This is a genomic window from Serratia sp. CY82433, assembly GCF_052166535.1.
Classification (GTDB): Bacteria; Pseudomonadota; Gammaproteobacteria; order Enterobacterales; family Enterobacteriaceae; genus Serratia; species Serratia sarumanii.
The window spans coordinates 1002210-1021541 of the sequence record NZ_JBJNOR010000001.1 but is presented as its reverse complement, the minus strand read 5'-3'; the positions used below and the strand labels follow the sequence as shown (position 1 = coordinate 1021541).

Sequence of the window (19332 nt, the reverse complement as noted above, 5' to 3'; positions counted from 1 at the left end):
CGGACAACCATCGTCGCAATGCGGACAACAAAAAAATTTGCATCCTGCGCCAGTGAGACAACAATTAGGTTTGACGTTTCCCCCACCGCACCGGCAGTGCCGCCGGGCGCTCTACTCTCATTGTCAACGGAGGCGAACATGAGCCTGTATGCAACCCTGGAAGAAGCCATCGAGGCCGCACGCGAAGAGTTTATCGACACCGCCGAAGCCGGCGGCGATGACGAACCGCCGGTGCCGCAGCAGTTCAATCTGCAAAAGTACGTGATGCAGGATGGCGACACGATGTGGCAGGCCGAGTTCTTCGAGGAAGAAGGCGAAGCGGTGGAATGCCTGCCGCTGCGCAGTGGTGCGGCGGCGCAGGCGATCTTCGACGGTGACTACGACGAGGTGGAGATCACCGCCGAGTGGATAGATGAAAACACCCTGTACGAATGGGAAGAAGGCGACTTCCAGCTCGAGCCGCCGCTGGATACCGAAGAAGGCCAGGCCGCGGCCGATGAATGGGATGAACGTTAACCCGCACTACGCACTCATCGCCAAGGAGGCAGCATGGATATTCGCCGGGCTCGCCCCACCGACTACCCCGCCATTTTGCAGCTGCAGGGGGAAAACGTGCCGGAAGCGCTCGACGAGCGCCAAAAACGGCAGGGATTTATCGTATCGCGCATGAATGAGGCGCAGCTGGCGGCGATCAACCGCGGCATCGGCATACTAGTGGCTGAACAGGAAAACCAACTGGCGGGCTTTGTTTGCCTGATGCCCGCCGACGTGCAACCGCGCCCGCCGGTGGTGGACGCGATGCTGGCGACGCTCGCCACGCAATCCTTCGCCGGACGCGCGCTGAATGAACTGCGGGTATTTCTCTACGGCCCGGTCTGCCTCGCCGCCGCCTGGCGCGGCAAAGGCGTGCTGAAGCGCCTTTACGCCGCGGTCAAAGCGCATACCAGCCATGACTACGACGTGGGCGCGCTGTTTATCGACGACGACAATCCGCATTCGTTGGCCGCTCACGTGCAAGGGCTGGGCATGACGGCGCTGGCGCCTTTCCATTGCGGGCAGAAAGGCTATCAGCTGGTGGTGTTCGCCACCCGCTGAGCGGGTTTATTCATAGGGGCCGTGCTGCGCATCGAACGGCAGCATAAAGGTGTCCACCACCATCGACAGCGGCACGTCTATCACCGTGACGTAGCGCCAGGGCGTATCGCGCAGATCCCACTGCACGCCGGGATAGTACTGGTGGCCATGCCCCGCGCCGGGCACGGTGCGGCTGATAATGCTGCCACAGCCGGTCAGGGCCATCACGCCGGCCGCCACGCAGGCCAGCCGAAGGTAGGAAGAGAGATTCACAACATTGACTCTGAGCAAGGGGGTTGTTTCGCGAGTGAACAACGCATCGGCCGCAGTCTACCACAGTTCCCTTTCTCCGCCGGCACCGGCGCACGTAAGCAAAAGGTAAAAAAAACGGGGAATGCGCCATGCGCATTCCCCGTCTGGGCGTTGCCGTTCAGCGATTAACGCCGGCCCGTTGGGTGCGCCAGCGGGTTGTGCGGCAACTGCTGATAGTGCTCACGCCAGGCGGCGCCTTCCGGCAACAGCCAGACGCGCTGGTGCAGACGAGCCAGCGTGACCGGATCGCTCAGCAGCTCCAGACGTTTGCCCTTCGCCAGCGTCTCCGGCCCCAGCTGCAGCGCTTCGTTCACCCGCTCCTCGCGGTTGCGATCGAGCGTCGCGCGCAGATGGTGACGCGCCGTCGCCAACGCCGTCGCCAGCGCGTTGAAGGACGGGTTGACCACCGCATGCATAAAGCCGTTGGTCAGCGCGCGATTGCGGTTGAGATGCAGGTATTCTTCCGTCGCCAACAGCTCACGCGGCGGGTTGTACTCTTCCGGGATCAGGAACAGCTTGGCGCGTTTGCTCTTCATGCCCAGCGTCGCGCGGCTTGACAGCACCGACACGAACGGCGACAGGATCAGCGAGAACACGATCGGCGCCAACCACCACAGGAAGCGCAGATCCAGCCACGCCATGCCACCGGCCCACACCAGGCCCAGCAACATCTGCGAGCCATGGCGGCGGAAGGCTTCGCCCCACGGCGTATCGTCGTCGTCACGCTGCGGCGAATTCCACACCACTTCCCAACCGAGGAAGGCGCTCACTACGAACACGGTATGGAACAGCATGCGCACCGGCGCCAGCAGCACCGAGAACAGCATTTCCATCAGCATCGAAATGAACAGACGGAACGCCCCGCCGTACTCTTTCGCGCCCTTGGCCCAGATCAGCACGATGCTGAGCAGCTTCGGCAGGAACAACAGCACCAGCGTGGTGGAGAACAGCGCTATCGCCAGCTCGGGCCGCCACTGCGGCCAGACCGGGAACAGCTGCCGCGGCTGCAGGAAGTATTGCGGTTCCATCAGGGTGTGCACCACCTGCAACGCGGTGGAGAGCGCCAGGAACATGAACCACAGCGGCGCCGACAGGTAGGACATCACGCCGGTGAGGAACACCGCGCGGTGCACCGGGTGCATGCCCTTCACCAGGAACAGGCGGAAGTTCATCAGGTTGCCGTGGCACCAGCGACGGTCGCGTTTCAGCTCGTCCAGCAGGTTTGGCGGCAGCTCTTCGTAACTGCCCGGCAGATCGTAAGCGATCCACACGCCCCAACCGGCGCGGCGCATCAGCGCCGCTTCAACGAAGTCGTGCGACAAGATTGAACCGGCGAAGGAGCCTTCGCCCGGCAGTGGCGCCAGCGCACAGTGCTCGATAAACGGCTTCACGCGGATGATGGCGTTATGGCCCCAGTAGTGCGACTCGCCCAGCTGCCAGAAATGCAGGCCGGCGGTAAACAGCGGCCCGTAAACGCGGGTAGCGAACTGCTGCACGCGCGCATACAGGGTATCCATGCCGGACGCCTTCGGCGCGGACTGGATGATGCCGGCGTTCGGGTTGGCTTCCATCAGACGCACCAGCCCGGTGAGGCATTCGCCGCTCATCACGCTGTCGGCGTCCAGGATCACCATGTAGCTGTACTCACCGCCCCAACGACGGCAGAAGTCGTCGATGTTGCCGCTCTTGCGTTTGACGCGGCGACGGCGACGGCGATAGAAGATGCGGCCGTGGCCGTCGACATCGCGGCACAGCTCCATCCACGCCTTTTGCTCCGCCACGCAGATGTCCGGATCGTAGCTGTCGCTCAAGACGTAAATATCGAAGTGTTCTAGCTGACCGGTCGCGGCGACGGACTCATAGGTCGCACGCAGGCCGGCGAACACGCGTTCGACGTCTTCGTTACAGATCGGCATGATCAGCGCGGTGCGGTGCGCCGGATTGATCGGCTCATCGCCCTTGATGGTGGAAGAAATGCTGTATTTGTCCTTGCCGATCAGCAGCTGCAGGAAGCCCATCAGCGCGGTCCAGAAACCGGCCGAGACCCAGCAGAACAGTACGGCGAACAGGATCAGAATGCCGGTTTGCAGCACATATGGCAGCAGCTGCAGCACCGACTGCATCAGATCCTGATCCAGCATGGCGATAGGATCGATCAGCGCCCAGCCCTGATAAGGCAAGATGGTTTTCATGTACCAGGTGGCGATGCCGGTTTGCACCAGCATCAGCACCAGCAGCACATAACGGCGCATGGAGCCGACGGTACGCCAGCGGTTCTCGGCCTCGGCCTCCTCTTTGGTGGCGTGCCGGTTGTGCGGCGAACGCCCCAGCAGAGAATCCCAGAAGCGCGCCACCGGGTTGGTGCGCCAGGCTTCCGGGAACATGGTGGTTCGTTTGATCGGCGGCGTCGCCTTCAGAATGGCGCGCCCTTCGGCGTCGGTATCGAAGTCGTCATCGCTGACCGCATCCGGCCAGGCGTTTTCGATACGCGGTTTGACCGAGGCCAGCGCCACGTCATCCGCCGACAGGCTATTGACGTTGGCGTCGGCGGCGCCCATCTGCCGATGGAGCGCCTCCAGTGCCTGAGCGTCATCCGCCGTTTGAGGGTTGAGCGCCTCCGACCGCTCGGCGGTCAGAGGCAGCGCCGCAAGATAATCCTGGGCGGGTTGAGTAGGCTTATTCATTGGCAGGTAGCTGATAGCTCCAGGTTTCCGACAGAGTCTTATCGCCATTGACCAGCGCCGCGCGCATTTCTACCGGCTTCTTGTCGTCTTTCACTTTCAGACGCACCGTCAGGCGCCAGCCTTTGGTCACTGGGTTATAGCGGACGTTGTTTTCCACCATTTCACCGTTGTCGCCGATGCTGATCTGAGAGGCGACCGGGGTATTAGCGTCCAGCCCTTTCAGCACCGGGCCGACGAAGTCGACCAGGAAGGCCACGCTGCCGTCTGGCTCGCGAATCAGGTTGGACTGCTTCACGTCACCGGTCGAACGCATGGTGCGGGCCACATAGGCGATGTCCTGCGAATGCAGTTTGTCTTCATCGCGGGTGAAGTTCAGGCGGTAGCTCAGCGTCAGCGGCTTTTTGGCTTCCGGCAGCGTATCCGGCGTCCAGAACGCGACGATGTTGTCGTTGGTTTCATCCGCCGTCGGGATCTCCACCAGCTCAACCTTGCCTTTGCCCCAGTCGCCCTTCGGTTCGATCCAGGCGCTCGGACGCAGATCGTAACGATCGTCCAGATCTTCATATTCTTTGAAGTTGCGGCCGCGCTGCAGCAGACCGAAGCCTTTCGGATTCTCGACGGTATAGGTGCTGACGGACAGGTGTTTAGGATTGTTCAGCGGGCGCCAGATCCACTCGCCGTTGCCGGCATGGATAGACAGGCCGTTGGAGTCGTGCAACGCCGGACGATAGTTCAACGTCGGCGACGGTTGGTTCGGCCCGAACAGGAACATGCTGGTCAGCGGCGCCAGGCCCAGTTTGCCCACCTTGTCGCGCAGGAACACTTTGGACTCGACGTCCACGGTGGTGTCGCGGCCCGGGATCACCGTGAAACGGTAAGCGCCGGTGGCGCGCGGGGAATCCAGCAGCGCATAGATCACCAGGTGCTTGTCGCCCTGCTTCGGACGCTCAACCCAGAATTCGCGGAAACGCGGGAACTCTTCGCCGGACGGCAAAGCGGTATCGATGGCCAGGCCGCGAGCGGAAAGCCCGTAAACCTGCCCTTTACCCACCACGCGGAAATAGCTCGCGCCAAGCAGGCTCATGATCTCATCGTTTTTGTCGGCGCTGTTGACCGGGTAGAGCACCTTAAAGCCGGCAAAACCGAGATTTTTCACCGATTCAGGATCGTGTTTGACCGAACCGAAGTTGAAGTAATCCGGGCTGTACTTGATCTGTTTTACGCTGGTGGAGGTGACTTCATTGATTTTCACCGGCGTGTCGAAATACATCCCCTGATGATAAAACTCAAGCTTGAAAGGGGTTTTCAGCTTGCTCCAATAGGCTTTATCGTGATTGAACTGAATCTGCTGATAGTCTGCGAACTTCATCTCGCGGAACTGAGAAGGAAGGTTGCTCTTCGGGGCTTCGAAACCTTTCGCCGCCAGATCCTGCGCCTGCTTGGCCACATCATCAATAGAAAAGGCCCATGCCGGCGAACTGAACAGCGTGAACAATACGGTAGCACCTAACCAACGAACGCTCGCGGCGCGTGGTTGTCCGGATAATATATTAACTAGCACATCCCCCCCTATTCGTGTGCTCAAATCATTTAAATCCATATTAATGGATTACTCAGCTTTCCGACAACATGATAAATGGATGGTTCATGTTTACGGCTCATTGTTTAAGCAGCTGATGGAACACCAGCGTAGCAAGCCGCGCAACAAGACGCTATGGAAAAATGCGGGGGGCTATAGTAGGGTTCCGGATAACAATTTAACGTTTGACGACTTATTAAGCGTGTTAATGAACACTCGATTAAATCACCAGCGGTAATCTATGACTAAAGGCAGCAAACAGCGCGAGTTTTTTCTCGACTCCATCAGAGCCTATTTGATGTTGCTCGGCATCCCGTTTCACCTCTCCCTGATCTATTCCAGCCACGCCTGGGCGGTGAACAGCCCGTCGCCCTCTTTCTCGCTCACGGTGCTGAACGACTTCATCCACGCCTTCCGCATGCAGGTGTTCTTCGTGATCTCCGGCTACTTCTCCTACATGCTTTACGAGCGCTACGAGCGCCACCAGTGGCTGAAGGTCAGGCTGGAGCGGGTGGCGATCCCGCTGTTGAGTTCCATCCCGCTAATCACGGTGCCGCAGTTTTTCATGCTGAAATATTTCACCGATAAATTAAACGGCTGGGATGAGTTTTCTCTCTATCAGAAAATAAATGTAACAGTTTGGGAATTGGTGTCTCATCTTTGGTTCTTATTGACCCTGTCATTGTTAACCTGCGCCTGCTTTTATGTGTTCCGCAACATCAAGCGTCAACCCCGTGAACATATTCCTGCATTAATAAACAGAATGCGTGGATTAGGAAACATCTCACTGTATTTCTTTATTTATGCGATATGCTATTCGGCCGCGCACCGCATTATTTTAATTTTTGCACCGCAGCTATTATCCAACGGCCTGTTCAATTTCGTGGTGATGGAGACGATGTTCTACCTGCCGTTCTTCATCCTCGGCGCTTATGCGTTTAAGTATGTGTGGCTTAAGGAGATTTTTCTGCGCCGCTCACCGCTGGCGCTGCTCGGTTCGCTGCTGCTGTTTATCGCATATATGCTGAACCAAAAGCTGCTGGCGCACAGCAGCTATATGTTCGAGCTGGAAGTGGTGATCAAAACCCTAATGGGGATCCTGATGACCAACGTGGCGTTCTCTTTCGGGCATAACCTGCTGAATTATCACTCGCCGCGCATCACCTATCTGGTCAACGCCTCGCTGTTTATATATCTGGTGCACCATCCGTTGACCCTGATATATGGCGCTTTCGTGACGCCTTATATCGGCAGCAACCTGTTGGGATTCTTGCTGGGCCTGCTGTTTGTGTTCTCGCTGGCCTTCGCGTTATATGAACTGCACAAACGCGTTCCGCTGCTGCGCTTCCTGTTCTCCGGCAAGCCGCAATAACCTTGGCCCCTGTAACCCAGAACATTTGCAGGGGCTTTCTGTCATATTACCGCCGCGCAAAAAGCCTATACTGGTCGTTTGCATGCAGAGCACACATTGCTCAGCCTGACGTCGCCCGTTAGGGCAAAGTGATACGGCTGCATAGATAACCTAGCCGTTATAACTGCAATGCATAAGTAGAAATCCGGATCCCTGCCTTACGGTAGTGATTGGGCTCAACACCCCCGAAGGGCTGCGCGATCGTTTAATTCATTCGATGGCGTTAGCTGCATCTCCCTTCCGTCACGACAGAGAGGATTTTGAATGACCGACAAGAACACCCCGGCTCAGGAAGCCATAGCGGAAAACGCCACCCTGCTGAAGATCCTCGGCAGGTTGCTGTCCGCGCTGGACGCTTCGATCAGCGGCAAAGAACGCAGCATTCTGGTCGCTGAGCTCTCCAACTTCAATCTCGACGGCATTTCCGAAGCGGAAAGCAAGCTGGCCTCCGAGCTGATCAAACGGGCGCTGGAATCGCTCGATCATTAATCCTACCGCGCCTGCAAACCATTAAGCCTGCCTGCGCGGGCTTAATGGTTTTTCCCTCAGCCACGATCGAACATTGTTGCCGAAGCAGAAATACAGCAGCCTGATAATGTTGGATAAAAGGCGGGAATCTCCCTCTTCTCCTCACTTTCTTCGTTTAATCACACCAAAGGGCAGTAATTGATCGGTTGTTTTCGCAATCAGCCTTGGCGTTTTACCCACTAAACACGTTATCATCGACACATTCGCAGTGCCCCCTATCCCCCAGCCTCAGGAGAGCGATATTTTGGATGCCAGCACCATTAACAGTTTGTTCGTCATCGGTGCCGTGCTGGTGGGGGCAAGCATTCTGCTCAGCTCATTTTCTTCCCGGCTCGGCATTCCGATCCTGGTGATCTTCCTGGCGATCGGCATGTTGGCCGGCGTCGATGGCCCCGGCGGCATCGTCTTCAGCAATTACCCCGTCGCTTATCTGGTCAGCAACCTCGCGTTGGCGGTGATCCTGCTCGACGGCGGCATGCGTACCCGGGTCAGCTCTTTCCGCGTCGCCCTGTGGCCGGCGCTGTCTCTCGCCACCATCGGAGTGGTGATCACCGCCGGTCTGACCGGCATGGCCGCCGCCTGGCTGTTCAATCTCGATCTGCTGCAGGGGCTGCTGATCGGCGCCATTATCGGTTCCACCGACGCCGCCGCGGTATTCTCCCTCTTGGGGGGCAAAGGTTTGAATGAACGCGTCAGCGCCACGCTGGAGATCGAATCCGGCAGCAACGATCCGATGGCGGTGTTTCTCACCATCACGCTGATTGCGATGATCGCCGCCGGGGAAACCGCGCTGAGCTGGGCCTTCCCGCTGCATCTGATGCAGCAGTTCGGTATGGGCATCGTCTTCGGTCTGGGCGGCGGCTGGCTGCTGCTGACGCTGATCAACCACATCAAACTGGCGGACGGCCTCTATCCGCTGCTGGCGGTGAGCGGCGGCATTCTTATTTTTGCGCTGACCACAGCGCTGGACGGCAGCGGCATTCTGGCGGTGTATCTGTGCGGCCTGCTGCTGGGCAACCGGCCGATCCGCAACCGGCACGGCATCGTACAAACCTTCGACGGCCTGGCGTGGCTCAGCCAGATCGGCATGTTCCTGGTGCTTGGCCTGCTGCTCAACCCGCACGAGCTGCTGCCGATCGCCATCCCTGCCCTGCTGCTGTCGCTGTGGATGATCCTGTTCGCCCGTCCGCTGTCGGTGTTTATCGGCCTGCTGCCGTTCCGCAGCTTTACCCTGCGCGAGCGCGGCTTTATTTCCTGGGTCGGCCTGCGCGGCGCGGTGCCGGTGATCCTGGCGGTGTTCCCGATGATGGCCGGGCTGCCCAACGCCCAGCTGTTTTTCAACGTGGCGTTCTTCGTGGTGCTGGTCTCCCTGCTGCTGCAAGGCACCACGCTGTCGTTTGCCGCCAAAAAAGCCAAGGTGATCGTGCCGCCGGCGCTGACGCCGATCTCCCGCGTTGGGCTGGACGTGCACCCGGAGAACCAGTGGGAACAGTTCGTGTATCAGCTTTCGGCGGAAAACTGGTGCGTCGGCGCGGCGTTGCGGGAGCTGAAGATGCCACCCAATACCCGCATCGCCGCCCTGTTCCGCGGCAAAGAACTGCTGCACCCAAGCGGCAGTACCCGCCTGCGGGAGAACGATATTCTGTGCGTTATCGGCCATGAGCACGACCTGCCCATCCTCGGCAAACTGTTCAGCCAGGCGCCGGCCGTGACGCTCGACGAGCGCTTCTTCGGCGACTTTATCCTGCAGTCGGATGCCCGTTTAAGCGACATCTCGCAGCTTTATGGCCTCAATCTGCAAGACGACGTGGACGAGCAGCAGACGCTGGGCCAGTTCGTCATTCAGCTGATCGGCGGCGAACCGGTGATCGGCGACCAGGTGGAATGGGACGGCCTGACCTGGACCATCGCCGAAATGGACGGCAATCAAGTCAGCAAGATAGGCGTGCGGATCGTAACCGACTGACGCTGCCGCACCGGCTGCGTTATCAGACGAGGGAACTTCTGGCCTTAAGAACGTTCTTAATCACTATCATGATGCATGAAATAGGGCGTCGCTGAATTATATCCCTTTGATATAAAAACTTAACAGCGGCGTCCACAGGGATTAAGGACGTGAACGGCAAGACTCGATTTCTTTCGGTAATGATGCTTATGGCGCTGGGCGTAGCGGCGCTCGATCTCAGCATCGCCGGTTTGGTCCATAGACTTTTAATTGGATAATTTCAACGTGACGCAGCAGGAACAAGAAAAAGACATTCTGGGGAAAATACTGGTGACGGTGTCCGCGCTTTGCCTGATTCTGGTGGCGACGTTGCTGATCTGGGGATTCGTGCTGGATTGACACCCCACGACGCTCAGACATAAAAAAAACCGCCGCGGCGGTTTTTTTTATGGGGCAGGCGATCAGATCTTGCAACCTTCGCAGTCCGCTTCGTCTTCGAGGAACTCAGGAACCTCTTTTACCTTCTGCGCCGCTTTTTCTTCGGCTTTCGCCAGTTCGGCATCGATATCAAAATCGAAAATATCATCACTCATCGCTTGATCCTCATTCTGCTTCTCGTTCAAACGCTGAGTATAATCGACAAGCCGCCGGCCGGAAACCTTTCAGTTTGCCGCCGCCAGCTGCGGCTGCTCATCCTGCGGCTTTTTTCCGTACGCCATGTCGTACACGTCGTAGAAGTCGATTTCGCCCTTGTTGCCGATGATCACGCGCATCTTCTGTTTCAGCGCGGCGCCGATGGACGGCTCCTCCAGCAGTTGCTGCACCGCATAGGGCGACAGCGCGCGGGTAAAGTACCACTCGCCGTTGTAGCAAACCCGCAGATCGAGCACCCCGATGTCCTCGAAGCGGTATACCGGCCGGATCTCGATCAGCAGCATGGCGAACATGAACAGCACAAAAGCGGTGAAGCCCAGGAAAGCATATATCCCCATGTACGGCACCTGGTACATCACGGCGATCACCGCGAAATAGCCGGCGAACATGGCAAGGCACAGATAGCGGTGAGTGCGAGCGAATTCGCTGTTGAAGCGCGGCTTGCCGTCACGCCCTTCGCGCCGATTGATCTGTTCAATCTCTTTAACCAAGATGCTTTTAATCGCGTCCATCGTTACAACCTTATGCTGGAAACAGCATTGCCATCAAATCTCACCGCTAAAAGTAACACAAGTACAGTTTCGCCAGGTAGATCAGTTAGCCAACTTAATGGCTGCAACTGTTATAGTTCGGCTTCAGCGCGGTTGGGCGGCCTTGCCTTGCGCAAACATGAACATGCGCTGGGCCACATCGTCGGCCTGTTTGATTTTCTGCTTTTGCGGTTCGTTGCTGCGTTGAATGGCGCGGGCGTAGGCGATTTCATGGGCCTGATCGATCATCGCGATGATCCGATCGCGTTCGGTCTTTTCCATATTGCCCAACATGGTGGTGATAATCGCCTGATAAGCGTTGGACGCGGCGCTCAGCGCTTTCTCTCTCGCCTCGAGGGCAGCGACGCGGTGCAAGAGTTCCTGCAGTTGCTCAGAGTAAGACATATCGACCTCCTGTTGCCGGGCAGCAAGCCTGCCTGATTACAGTTTAGCAAAGGATCGAAAGAGAAAGAGGAAGGAAAGCCAGCGGTTACGGTAAAGCACACCCGAAAATCCCAACGAGGAGCCGATAGTGCAAATCAACCCGAGTGCGCTTTACGGTAAGCGCGGTGAGATGAAGGGAAGAAAGCTGGCGCGCTATGCAGGACTCGAACCCGCGTCTATCAATTTTCAAGCCAAAACAAGCCATTATAAAACCAATCACTCTGCCAACTGAGTTAATAGCGCGTTCCTTCGCTTCGGGGCGCCATTATCCATAACAACATTATGGACTCAAGCTTTTTTAGCATAATGCGCTGAATTTACAGATAAGTCTTAGGCTATCGACAGCGTTATGGCATTACGGCAGCTCAATAATCCGATAATCGCCGGCCATGAGCGGCTTGCACAAAATCTTGTAGCCATCGCTGTCAAAATGGCTGGCCGCACTCTGCAGCCGCTGCGCCTGCGCCAGGCTGCTGACCGAGCCCAGATAAAACCAATTGTGAATCACATGGTACTGACGCAGCGTCTCGCCCTGTTCTTCCAACGCCACGCGCCCGGCGAATGGCCAACAGGCGATGCGCAGCTGTTCAAGCGCCGCGCCGAGCCGCCGCGCATGCTCCTGCGCCGACTCCACGCCGCAGCAGGCGCCGGCGCACTTGCGCAGGCTGTAGCGGAAGCAGGCTCGCCCCGCGGGCAGCTTGTCGATCCCCAGCTTGCCATAACATAAACGATGCTCGTCGGCGATGGCGCGCAATTTTTCCAGCGCGGCATGGCGATTGGCAAACAGCCCGTAGAGGTGGGGAGTGACGGCGAAATCGATCTCTTTGGCGTGGGCAATCGTCACCGTGTCCGCCTGTAGACGCAGCGCACACAGCTGTTTCGAGCGCCGCAGGCGTTTGTTGAACAACGGTTGTTGCTGCTTGATCAACTGCGCCTCCAGCAGCAATGCGCCCAACTCGCCGGCGGTCTCGATAAAGCTGATGCGCCGGGTTTGGCGCAGCATTTTCGCCTCGTCCTGCGCGCGAAAATGCGCCATTACGCGGCTGCGTACGTTGACGCTTTTACCGATGTAAAGCGGCAGGCTTTCGCTCTCGCCGTGGAACAGATAGACGCCCGGCCCCTTGGGCAACGGCGCCAGACAGGCGCGCAGGTGCTCCGGGTATTGGTAAATGTCGAGTTCCGGCTCGAGGCGGTTTGGCATCATGGCGGCGGCGTTATCCTGCTGATGAATGAATACTGGTTTTTTACCCAGTATAACGCGCCACACAGCCGGTTGCACCCCGAAGGATAATAACTCGCCGTGATCTTTAGCGGGAAAGCCTTTACTATCCCCTTTCCAGCGGGAAAGCGCCTCACGTTTAGCGCCAGTTCAAGCTGGGGCTGCCATGATGGCAGACTGGAACCGCCGCTTTTATCGTTATGGAAAACCTGGGCATGACTTCACTGAAACTCACACCCCGTCGTCTGACGCTGATCGCCGTCATCATTTTCATCTGCGCCGCCATCGCGCTGGCCCTCTATTGGCAACGCCCGCCGCAGCAGGATTACGTTACCGCAACGGCCCGCCTGGGCGATATCGAGAACGCCGTGCTGGCCACCGGGCGACTGGATGCCGTCGAACGCGTTAACGTCGGGGCGCGGGTCTCCGGTGAAGTGAAATCGCTGAAGGTCAAACTGGGCGATCGCGTCACCAAAGGGCAACCGATCGCCGACATCGACGATCTGCAACAGCGCAACGATCTGCGCAACGCCGAGGCGGCGCTGAACGTCATCAAGGCCGAACTGCAGGCCAAACAGGCGCAGCTGAAACAGGCCGAATCGCGTTTCAAACGCCAGCGCCGCATGCTGAACGACGAAGCCAGCTCGCGGGAGGACTTCGAAACCGCCGAAGCCACGCTCGCCACCACCCGCGCCGAGCAGCTTTCGCTCAATGCCCGCCTGGTGCAGGCGCAGATTGAAGTCGACAAGAAAAAAATCGATCTGGGCTATACCCGCGTGGTCGCGCCGATGGACGGCATCGTCATCGCCGTGGTTACGCAGCAGGGGCAAACGGTCAACTCCAGCCAAAGCGCGCCGACCATCGTCAAGCTGGCGCGGCTGGATATGATGACCATCAAGGCGCAGATCTCCGAAGCCGACATCACCCGCATTTCACCGGGGCAAAAGGCGTACTTCACTATTTTTTCCGATCCGGATAAACGCTACGACGCCACGCTGCGCACCATCGAACTGGCGCCGGAATCGGTAATGAAAGACGACTCGCTCGCCGGCACCAGCTCCGCTTCGGGCTCCGGCACCTCGAACGCGTCGGTCTATTACAACGCGCTGCTGGACGTGCCCAACCCGGAAAACCGCCTGCGCATCGCCATGACCGCGCAGGTGTCCTTGCTGCTCGGCGAAGCGAAGAACACCCTGCTGGTGCCAATCCAGGCAGTGCATAAAATCGATGGCAAAGAGCAGCAGGTGCAGGTGCTGACCCAAGACCAGCGGCTGGAAACGCGCCAAGTGACCACCGGCATCACCAACAACGTCGACATTCAGATCCTCAGCGGCCTGAAAGCCGGTGAAACCGTGGTGCTGTCGCAGCCCGCCGCCAAGCCGGCTGAGGATGGCATTTTCCTGTGAACGCGATCATCGAGCTAAAAGGCATCAGCCGAACCTACACCAACGGCGGCCAGGCGCTGACGGTGTTGAAAGACATCGATTTGACCATCGCCGCCGGCGAACTGGTGGCGATCATCGGCGCCTCCGGTTCCGGCAAATCGACGCTGATGAACATCATGGGCTGCCTCGACGTGCCGGATCGCGGCGACTACTACATCAGCGGCCAGAACGCCGCCCACCTGTCGCCGGACGAACTGGCCCGCTTGCGCCGCGAGCATATCGGCTTTATTTTCCAGCGTTACCACCTGATGCCCGATCTCAGCGCGCTGGGCAACGTTGAAATTCCGGCCATCTACGCCAACGCCCGGCGCGATCAGCGGCGGCAGCGAGCGGCGCAACTGCTGGCGCGGTTGGGCCTGGAGGGGCGCGAAGACCACAAGCCCGGCCAGCTTTCCGGCGGCCAGCAGCAGCGCGTCAGCATCGCGCGCTCGCTGATCAACGGCGGCGAAATTATCCTGGCGGACGAACCGACCGGCGCGCTGGACACCCAATCCGGCCAGGAAGTGCTGGCGATCCTCAGCGAGCTGAACCAACGCGGCCACACCGTGGTGATCGTCACCCACGATATGAAAGTGGCGCAGCATGCGCAGCGCGTCATCGAGCTGCGGGACGGCGAGATCATCGCTGACAGCGGCCGCCAATCGGCGCCCTCCGCAGTGCTGCCGCCGCCGAACCGCAGCCGGCAAAGCGGCTGGCAAAGTCTTATCGACCGCACCCGCGAGTCGCTGCACATGGCGCTGAAGGCGATGAACGCCCACCGCCTGCGCACCGCGTTGACCATGACCGGCATTATCTTCGGCATCGCCGCCGTGGTTACGGTAGTCGCGCTGGGCGAAGGCGCCAAACAGCGCACGCTGGAGAATATCAAGGGGCTCGGCACCAACGTGGTGAGCATCTATCCGGGGCGCGACTTCTTCGACGACGCCATCGACAGCATCCGCACCCTGGTGCCGGCCGATGCCGACGCACTGGCGCAGCAAAGCTTCGTCGATAGCGTCAGCCCGGAAGTCAGCGCGTCCGACAGCATCCGTTTTCGCAGCAAATCCGCCACCGCGTCAATCACCGGCGTCGGCCGCGACTATTTCCGCGTCAACGGCATCACGCTGGTGCAAGGCGCCACCTTCCGCGACGATCGCAACGCGCTGCAGGAAGTGATCATCGACGACAATGCGCGCCAGGCGCTGTTCGGCGATTTCGGCGTCGAGCCGCTCGGCCAGATCGTGTTTCTCGGCTCGGTGCCGGCGCGGGTGGTCGGCGTCGCCAAAAGCGAACACAGCTACGCGCCCAACCGCATCAGCGTCTGGATGCCCTACAGCACGGTGATGTACCGTATGGTCGGCAAAACCACGCTCAGCGGCATCACCGTGCGCTTGAAGGATGATGTCGCCAGCGAAGCCGCCGTCAGCGCCATCACGCAGTTGCTGACTCAGCGCCATGGCGTAAAAGATTTCATGACGTTCAACCGCGATCAGTTCCGTAAATCGATCGAGCGCACCTCGATGACGCTCAGTTTGCTGATCCTGATGGTGGCCTCGATCTCGCTGGTGATCGGCAGCCTGGGCGTGATGAACATCATGCTGGTCTCGGTGACCGAGCGCACCCATGAGATCGGCGTGCGCATGGCGGTCGGCGCAAGACGCGGCGACATCATGCAACAGTTCATGATCGAGGCGGTGCTGGTCTGTTTGATCGGCGGCGCATTGGGCATCGCACTGTCGTTCGCCGCCGGGTCGCTGTTCACCTCGCTGGCGGGCGGCATGTTCACCGCCATCTATTCCTGGCAAGCCGCCGCGACGGCGTTTTTCTGTTCAACCTTAATCGGCATGATCTTCGGTTATCTCCCCGCCCGCAAAGCGGCAAGGATGGATCCGGTCGTTTCATTGGCCAGCGAGTAACCCATGAAAATTTTATCTCCCCTGGCGTTAAGCCTCGCCGCCCTGCTCACCGCCGGCTGCGGCAATGCCCTGAAAAGCGACTACCGGGCGCCGCAGGTCAACTATCCGACGAGCTGGCAGCACGCCGCCGACAACGCCGCGCCGACGCCGTTCGACTGGCGCGATTTCCACGATCCCGAGCTCGATCGCTGGCTGCAACAGGTGATGGCCAGCAACAACGATCTGGCCGTCGCCGTGCTGCGCGTCTACCGTGCGCGGCTCGAGGCGGAACGCGTCGGCATCAGCACCGCGCCCGACGTCAACGCCTCGTTGAACAGCGGCATCAATCGCCCGCTGTCGGAGTCCTCCGCCTGGAATAAAACCAGCAGCGCGACGCTCTCTACGAGCTATGAAGTCGACCTTTGGGGCAAACTGGCGCGCCAGCGCGATGCCGCCGAGTGGGCCAGCCAGGCTTCCGAGCAGGATCTGCAGACGGCGCGCCTGACGCTGCTGGCCAACGCCGCCACGAATTACTGGCGCATCGGCTTCCTCAATCAGCAGATCGGCGTCAGCCAGGCGAGCATCGCCTACGCCAAACAGACGCTGCGGCTGGCCAACGCCCGCTACCGGGCCGGCAGCATCTCGGCGCTGGACGTGGTGAACGCGGAACAAAACGTGCTGACGCAGGAAAGCCGGCTGCTGGCGTTGCAACACGATCGTCAACAGGCGCTGAATGAACAGGCGGTGCTGCTGGGCGCGCCTACAGGCCAGGCCACTATCGCGCCCGCACGCCTGCCGACGACGGCGATGCCGCAGATCAACACCGGCATTCCCGCCAGCGTCTTGAGCCGGCGCCCGGATCTCAGCGCCAAAGAGCTGCGGTTGCGCGCCGCCCTGGCCAACGTCGACGAGAAACGTCTGCAGTACTATCCCGCGTTCAGCCTGACCGGCTCGCTGGGCGCCAGCAGCAGCGCACTGCTGGAGTTCCTGCGCAACCCGACGGGCAGCCTCGGTGCCGGCCTGACGCTGCCGTTCCTGCAGTGGCGGCAAATGGGGGTGGATATCAAGATCGCCCGTAACGACTACGAACAGCAGGTGCTGGAATTCAGGCAGGCGCTGTACAAGGCGATGGGCGATGTGAATAACGCCCTGTCGCTGCGTGCGCAGCTGCTGGCGCAAGAGACGCAGCTGCAGGCCTCGCTGGCGCTGGCGCGCAAATCGGAGCGGCTGAACGAGGTGCGTTACCGGCAGGGCGCTGTCACCATTACCGATTGGCTGAATGCTCAGGAGCAGCGCCGTCAGGCGGAGCTGGCGGTGGACGAAAACCGCTTCGCGCAGTACCAGAACCTGGCGAAAATCTATCTGGAATTCGGCGGTTCATCGGCCCCCTAATCCAAACTGCCTGGCCATCCGGCCAGGTAGATTTTAAGCGGCAAACACATCAATTTTTCCTGTTTTATCTCCCGCACTCTCTATACTTCAAACATGGTCAATCAGACGAAAAACCGTCAAATTGCACAATTATTAGACCATTCTCGCACCAAATCAGTGCAAACACTTAAGTTAAACTGCTGGATTTGATCGGCGCAAGATATAACGTTAAGCTATAGATGCAAAATAATTAGTCACCTAAATGACATAACCTTGGCATAAACGACGATATTTTGTGATCCACATCCCATCTTAAATGTGGATAATGAATCGTCTTGAACCGCGATTCGATTAGCCGATTTGATAACTCGAAAACAACAGTGAACGGAGATTACGCTTTCACGAACAACGAATAATTCATTAAGGGATGATTATATGAAGTTAAGAAAAAAACGACATAAACCGATGCACATTAGCGACATCACCATCATCGATGACAGCAAACTCAAGAAGGCGATCACCGCAGCAGCCCTGGGCAACGCGATGGAGTGGTTCGACTTCGGCGTATACGGCTTTGTCGCCTATGCGCTTGGCCAGGTCTTCTTCCCCGGCGCCTCTCCCGGCGTGCAAATGATCGCCGCGCTGGCGACCTTCTCCGTACCCTTCCTGGTACGTCCGCTCGGCGGCCTGTTCTTCGGCGCCATGGGCGATAAGTTCGGTCGCCAAAAGGTGCTCTCGGTGACCATTATCATCATGGCGGTCAGCACCTTCTGTATCGGCCTGATCCCGTCCTATGCGTCGATCGGTATCTGGGCACCGATCCTGCTGCTGCTGGCCAAACTGGCGCAGGGCTTCTCCGTCGGCGGTGAATATTCCGGTGCGGCGATCTTCGTCGCCGAATACTCGCCGGACCGCAAACGCGGCTTTATGGGCAGCTGGCTGGACTTCGGCTCCATCGCCGGCTTTGTGATGGGCGCAGGCGTGGTGGTGCTGATCTCCAGCATCGTCGGCGAAGCCAACTTCCTCGACTGGGGCTGGCGTATCCCGTTCTTCATCGCCGCACCGCTGGGCCTGATCGGTCTCTATCTGCGCCATGCGCTGGAAGAAACCCCGGCGTTCCAGCAGCACGTGGACAAGATGGAAAAAGATGACCGCAACGCCATCGAAAATCCGCCGAAAACCTCGTTCAAAGAGATCGCGGCCAAACACTGGAAAAGTTTGCTGGTGTGCGTCGGTATCGTCATCTCCACCAACGTGACCTATTACATGCTGCTGACCTACATGCCGAGCTACCTGTCGCATAACCTGCACTACTCGGAAGATCACGGCGTTCTGATCATCATCGCCATCATGATCGGCATGCTGTTCGTACAGCCGGTAATCGGCCTGACCAGCGACCGCATCGGCCGTAAGCCGTTCATTATCGGCGGCAGCATCGGCCTGTTGGCGCTGGCGATCCCGTGCTTCATTCTGATCAACAGCAACGTGATTGGCCTGATCTTCGTCGGTCTGCTGGTGCTGGCGGTGCTGCTCAACTCCTTCACCGGGGTGATGGCCTCGATTTTGCCGGCGATGTTCCCGACGCACATCCGTTACAGCGCGCTGGCGATTTCGTTCAACATTTCGGTGCTGATCGCCGGTGCGACGCCGACCGCCGCCGCCTGGCTGGTCGAAGCGACCGGCAACCTGTACATGCCGGCCTACTACCTGATGGTTGTGGCGGTGATCGGTCTTATCACAGGTCTGTACATGAAAGAAACCGCCAACAAGCCGCTGCGCGGCGCGACGCCGGCCGCTTCGGACCGCTCAGAAGCGAAAGAGCTGCTGCAGGAGACCTACGACAACATCGAACAGAAAGTCGAGGACATCAACGCGCAGATCGCCGAATTGGAAAAGAAAAAGCAGATCCTGATCGACCAGCATCCCAAGCTGGATTGATCGGCGCGAAAACACAAAAGCCACCCGTTTGGGTGGCTTTTTTACTTTGATTTCAAAAGGAATAATGCGCAGCGCATTTTATGGCAAGCGGGATTGGTGGCACGCTTTGCCGCACACCTTTATTAATGAAGAACATAATCATGAGCACGATGGACCTTTCCATCATCATCGGCATCCTGGTTATGCTCGCCCTGTGGCTTGGCGCACTCTTCAACATCGGTGATATCACCTTGAGCATTTCACGTCTGTTCCACTGGATTGAAAGCCAACGCGGCTAACCCCATGCCGACGGCGGAAAACATCGGCTATGATTGAAAGGCCTTA

Annotated in this window: 18 protein-coding genes and 1 tRNA gene; 11 read left to right on the top strand and 8 right to left on the bottom strand. The window is 58.8% G+C overall.

Features of this window, described 5'->3' with window-relative positions:
• Positions 1-138: 138 nt before the first annotated feature.
• Positions 139-516 (top strand): MysB family protein, encoded by a 378-nt coding sequence (locus ACJ8PI_RS04980; RefSeq protein ID WP_164134126.1) that lies wholly within the window; start codon positions 139-141, stop codon positions 514-516.
• 33 nt (positions 517-549) lie between these two features.
• Positions 550-1095, top strand: a complete 546-nt coding sequence (locus ACJ8PI_RS04975) for a GNAT family N-acetyltransferase (protein ID WP_164134125.1) — start codon at positions 550-552, stop codon at positions 1093-1095.
• A gap of 6 nt (positions 1096-1101) precedes the next feature.
• Here the strand turns inward: ACJ8PI_RS04975 and ACJ8PI_RS04970 are convergent, their stop codons facing one another.
• From ACJ8PI_RS04970 to mdoG, 3 genes are all read right to left on the bottom strand, one after another.
• Positions 1102-1347 carry a YceK/YidQ family lipoprotein gene (locus tag ACJ8PI_RS04970; protein ID WP_033638018.1) on the bottom strand — a complete coding sequence of 82 codons (246 nt, stop codon included), beginning with the start codon at positions 1345-1347 and terminating at the stop codon, positions 1102-1104.
• Between the two features lie 164 nt (positions 1348-1511).
• Entirely contained in the window at positions 1512-4070 is a 2559-nt protein-coding gene (gene mdoH / locus ACJ8PI_RS04965) for a glucans biosynthesis glucosyltransferase MdoH (RefSeq protein ID WP_060438842.1), read from the bottom strand.
• Positions 4063-5631, bottom strand: coding sequence for a glucans biosynthesis protein MdoG (gene mdoG, locus ACJ8PI_RS04960; protein WP_170310366.1), 1569 nt, complete (start codon positions 5629-5631; stop codon positions 4063-4065). The genes mdoH and mdoG overlap by 8 nt, the downstream gene beginning before the upstream one ends.
• A gap of 259 nt (positions 5632-5890) precedes the next feature.
• Here mdoG and mdoC point away from each other — a divergent pair, with 259 nt between their 5' ends.
• From mdoC to ACJ8PI_RS04940, 4 genes are all read left to right on the top strand, one after another.
• Positions 5891-7021 carry a glucans biosynthesis protein MdoC gene (gene mdoC / locus ACJ8PI_RS04955; RefSeq protein ID WP_164134124.1) on the top strand — a complete coding sequence of 377 codons (1131 nt, stop codon included), beginning with the start codon at positions 5891-5893 and terminating at the stop codon, positions 7019-7021.
• A gap of 303 nt (positions 7022-7324) precedes the next feature.
• Positions 7325-7549 carry a hypothetical protein gene (locus ACJ8PI_RS04950; RefSeq protein ID WP_033638012.1) on the top strand — a complete coding sequence of 75 codons (225 nt, stop codon included), beginning with the start codon at positions 7325-7327 and terminating at the stop codon, positions 7547-7549.
• A 283-nt stretch (positions 7550-7832) separates the two neighbouring features.
• Positions 7833-9554: a potassium/proton antiporter gene (locus tag ACJ8PI_RS04945; RefSeq protein ID WP_033638011.1), complete on the top strand. Its 1722-nt coding sequence runs from the start codon at positions 7833-7835 to the stop codon at positions 9552-9554.
• 249 nt (positions 9555-9803) lie between these two features.
• On the top strand, positions 9804-9932 hold the full coding sequence (locus tag ACJ8PI_RS04940) for a hypothetical protein (RefSeq protein WP_033638010.1): 129 nt from the start codon (positions 9804-9806) through the stop codon (positions 9930-9932).
• Positions 9933-9994: 62 nt separating this feature from the next.
• Here ACJ8PI_RS04940 and ACJ8PI_RS04935 read toward each other — a convergent pair whose 3' ends face one another.
• The 5 genes from ACJ8PI_RS04935 to cho form a co-directional block, all read right to left on the bottom strand.
• Positions 9995-10126 carry a hypothetical protein gene (locus ACJ8PI_RS04935; protein WP_015377413.1) on the bottom strand — a complete coding sequence of 44 codons (132 nt, stop codon included), beginning with the start codon at positions 10124-10126 and terminating at the stop codon, positions 9995-9997.
• A 69-nt stretch (positions 10127-10195) separates the two neighbouring features.
• Positions 10196-10699, bottom strand: coding sequence for a YlaC family protein (locus tag ACJ8PI_RS04930; RefSeq protein ID WP_033638009.1), 504 nt, complete (start codon positions 10697-10699; stop codon positions 10196-10198).
• A 123-nt stretch (positions 10700-10822) separates the two neighbouring features.
• Positions 10823-11122 carry a sigma-S stabilization anti-adapter protein IraP gene (locus ACJ8PI_RS04925; RefSeq protein ID WP_164134123.1) on the bottom strand — a complete coding sequence of 100 codons (300 nt, stop codon included), beginning with the start codon at positions 11120-11122 and terminating at the stop codon, positions 10823-10825.
• A gap of 185 nt (positions 11123-11307) precedes the next feature.
• Positions 11308-11404: transfer RNA gene (locus ACJ8PI_RS04920), tRNA-OTHER, on the bottom strand.
• A gap of 112 nt (positions 11405-11516) precedes the next feature.
• Complete coding sequence (cho, locus tag ACJ8PI_RS04915; protein WP_033638737.1) at positions 11517-12365, bottom strand: excinuclease Cho; 849 nt, start codon at positions 12363-12365, stop codon at positions 11517-11519.
• A gap of 239 nt (positions 12366-12604) precedes the next feature.
• Between cho and ACJ8PI_RS04910 the strand changes: the two genes are divergently transcribed.
• From ACJ8PI_RS04910 to ACJ8PI_RS04890, 5 genes are all read left to right on the top strand, one after another.
• Positions 12605-13786 carry an efflux RND transporter periplasmic adaptor subunit gene (locus ACJ8PI_RS04910; protein WP_399574127.1) on the top strand — a complete coding sequence of 394 codons (1182 nt, stop codon included), beginning with the start codon at positions 12605-12607 and terminating at the stop codon, positions 13784-13786.
• Positions 13783-15720, top strand: coding sequence for a MacB family efflux pump subunit (locus ACJ8PI_RS04905; RefSeq protein ID WP_049232207.1), 1938 nt, complete (start codon positions 13783-13785; stop codon positions 15718-15720). Before ACJ8PI_RS04910 ends, ACJ8PI_RS04905 begins: the two co-directional genes overlap by 4 nt.
• A gap of 3 nt (positions 15721-15723) precedes the next feature.
• On the top strand, positions 15724-17091 hold the full coding sequence (locus ACJ8PI_RS04900; protein ID WP_164134121.1) for a TolC family protein: 1368 nt from the start codon (positions 15724-15726) through the stop codon (positions 17089-17091).
• A 414-nt stretch (positions 17092-17505) separates the two neighbouring features.
• Complete coding sequence (gene proP, locus ACJ8PI_RS04895) at positions 17506-19008, top strand: glycine betaine/L-proline transporter ProP (protein ID WP_033646468.1); 1503 nt, start codon at positions 17506-17508, stop codon at positions 19006-19008.
• Between the two features lie 140 nt (positions 19009-19148).
• Complete coding sequence (locus tag ACJ8PI_RS04890) at positions 19149-19286, top strand: hypothetical protein (RefSeq protein WP_162062229.1); 138 nt, start codon at positions 19149-19151, stop codon at positions 19284-19286.
• Positions 19287-19332: the final 46 nt, after the last annotated feature.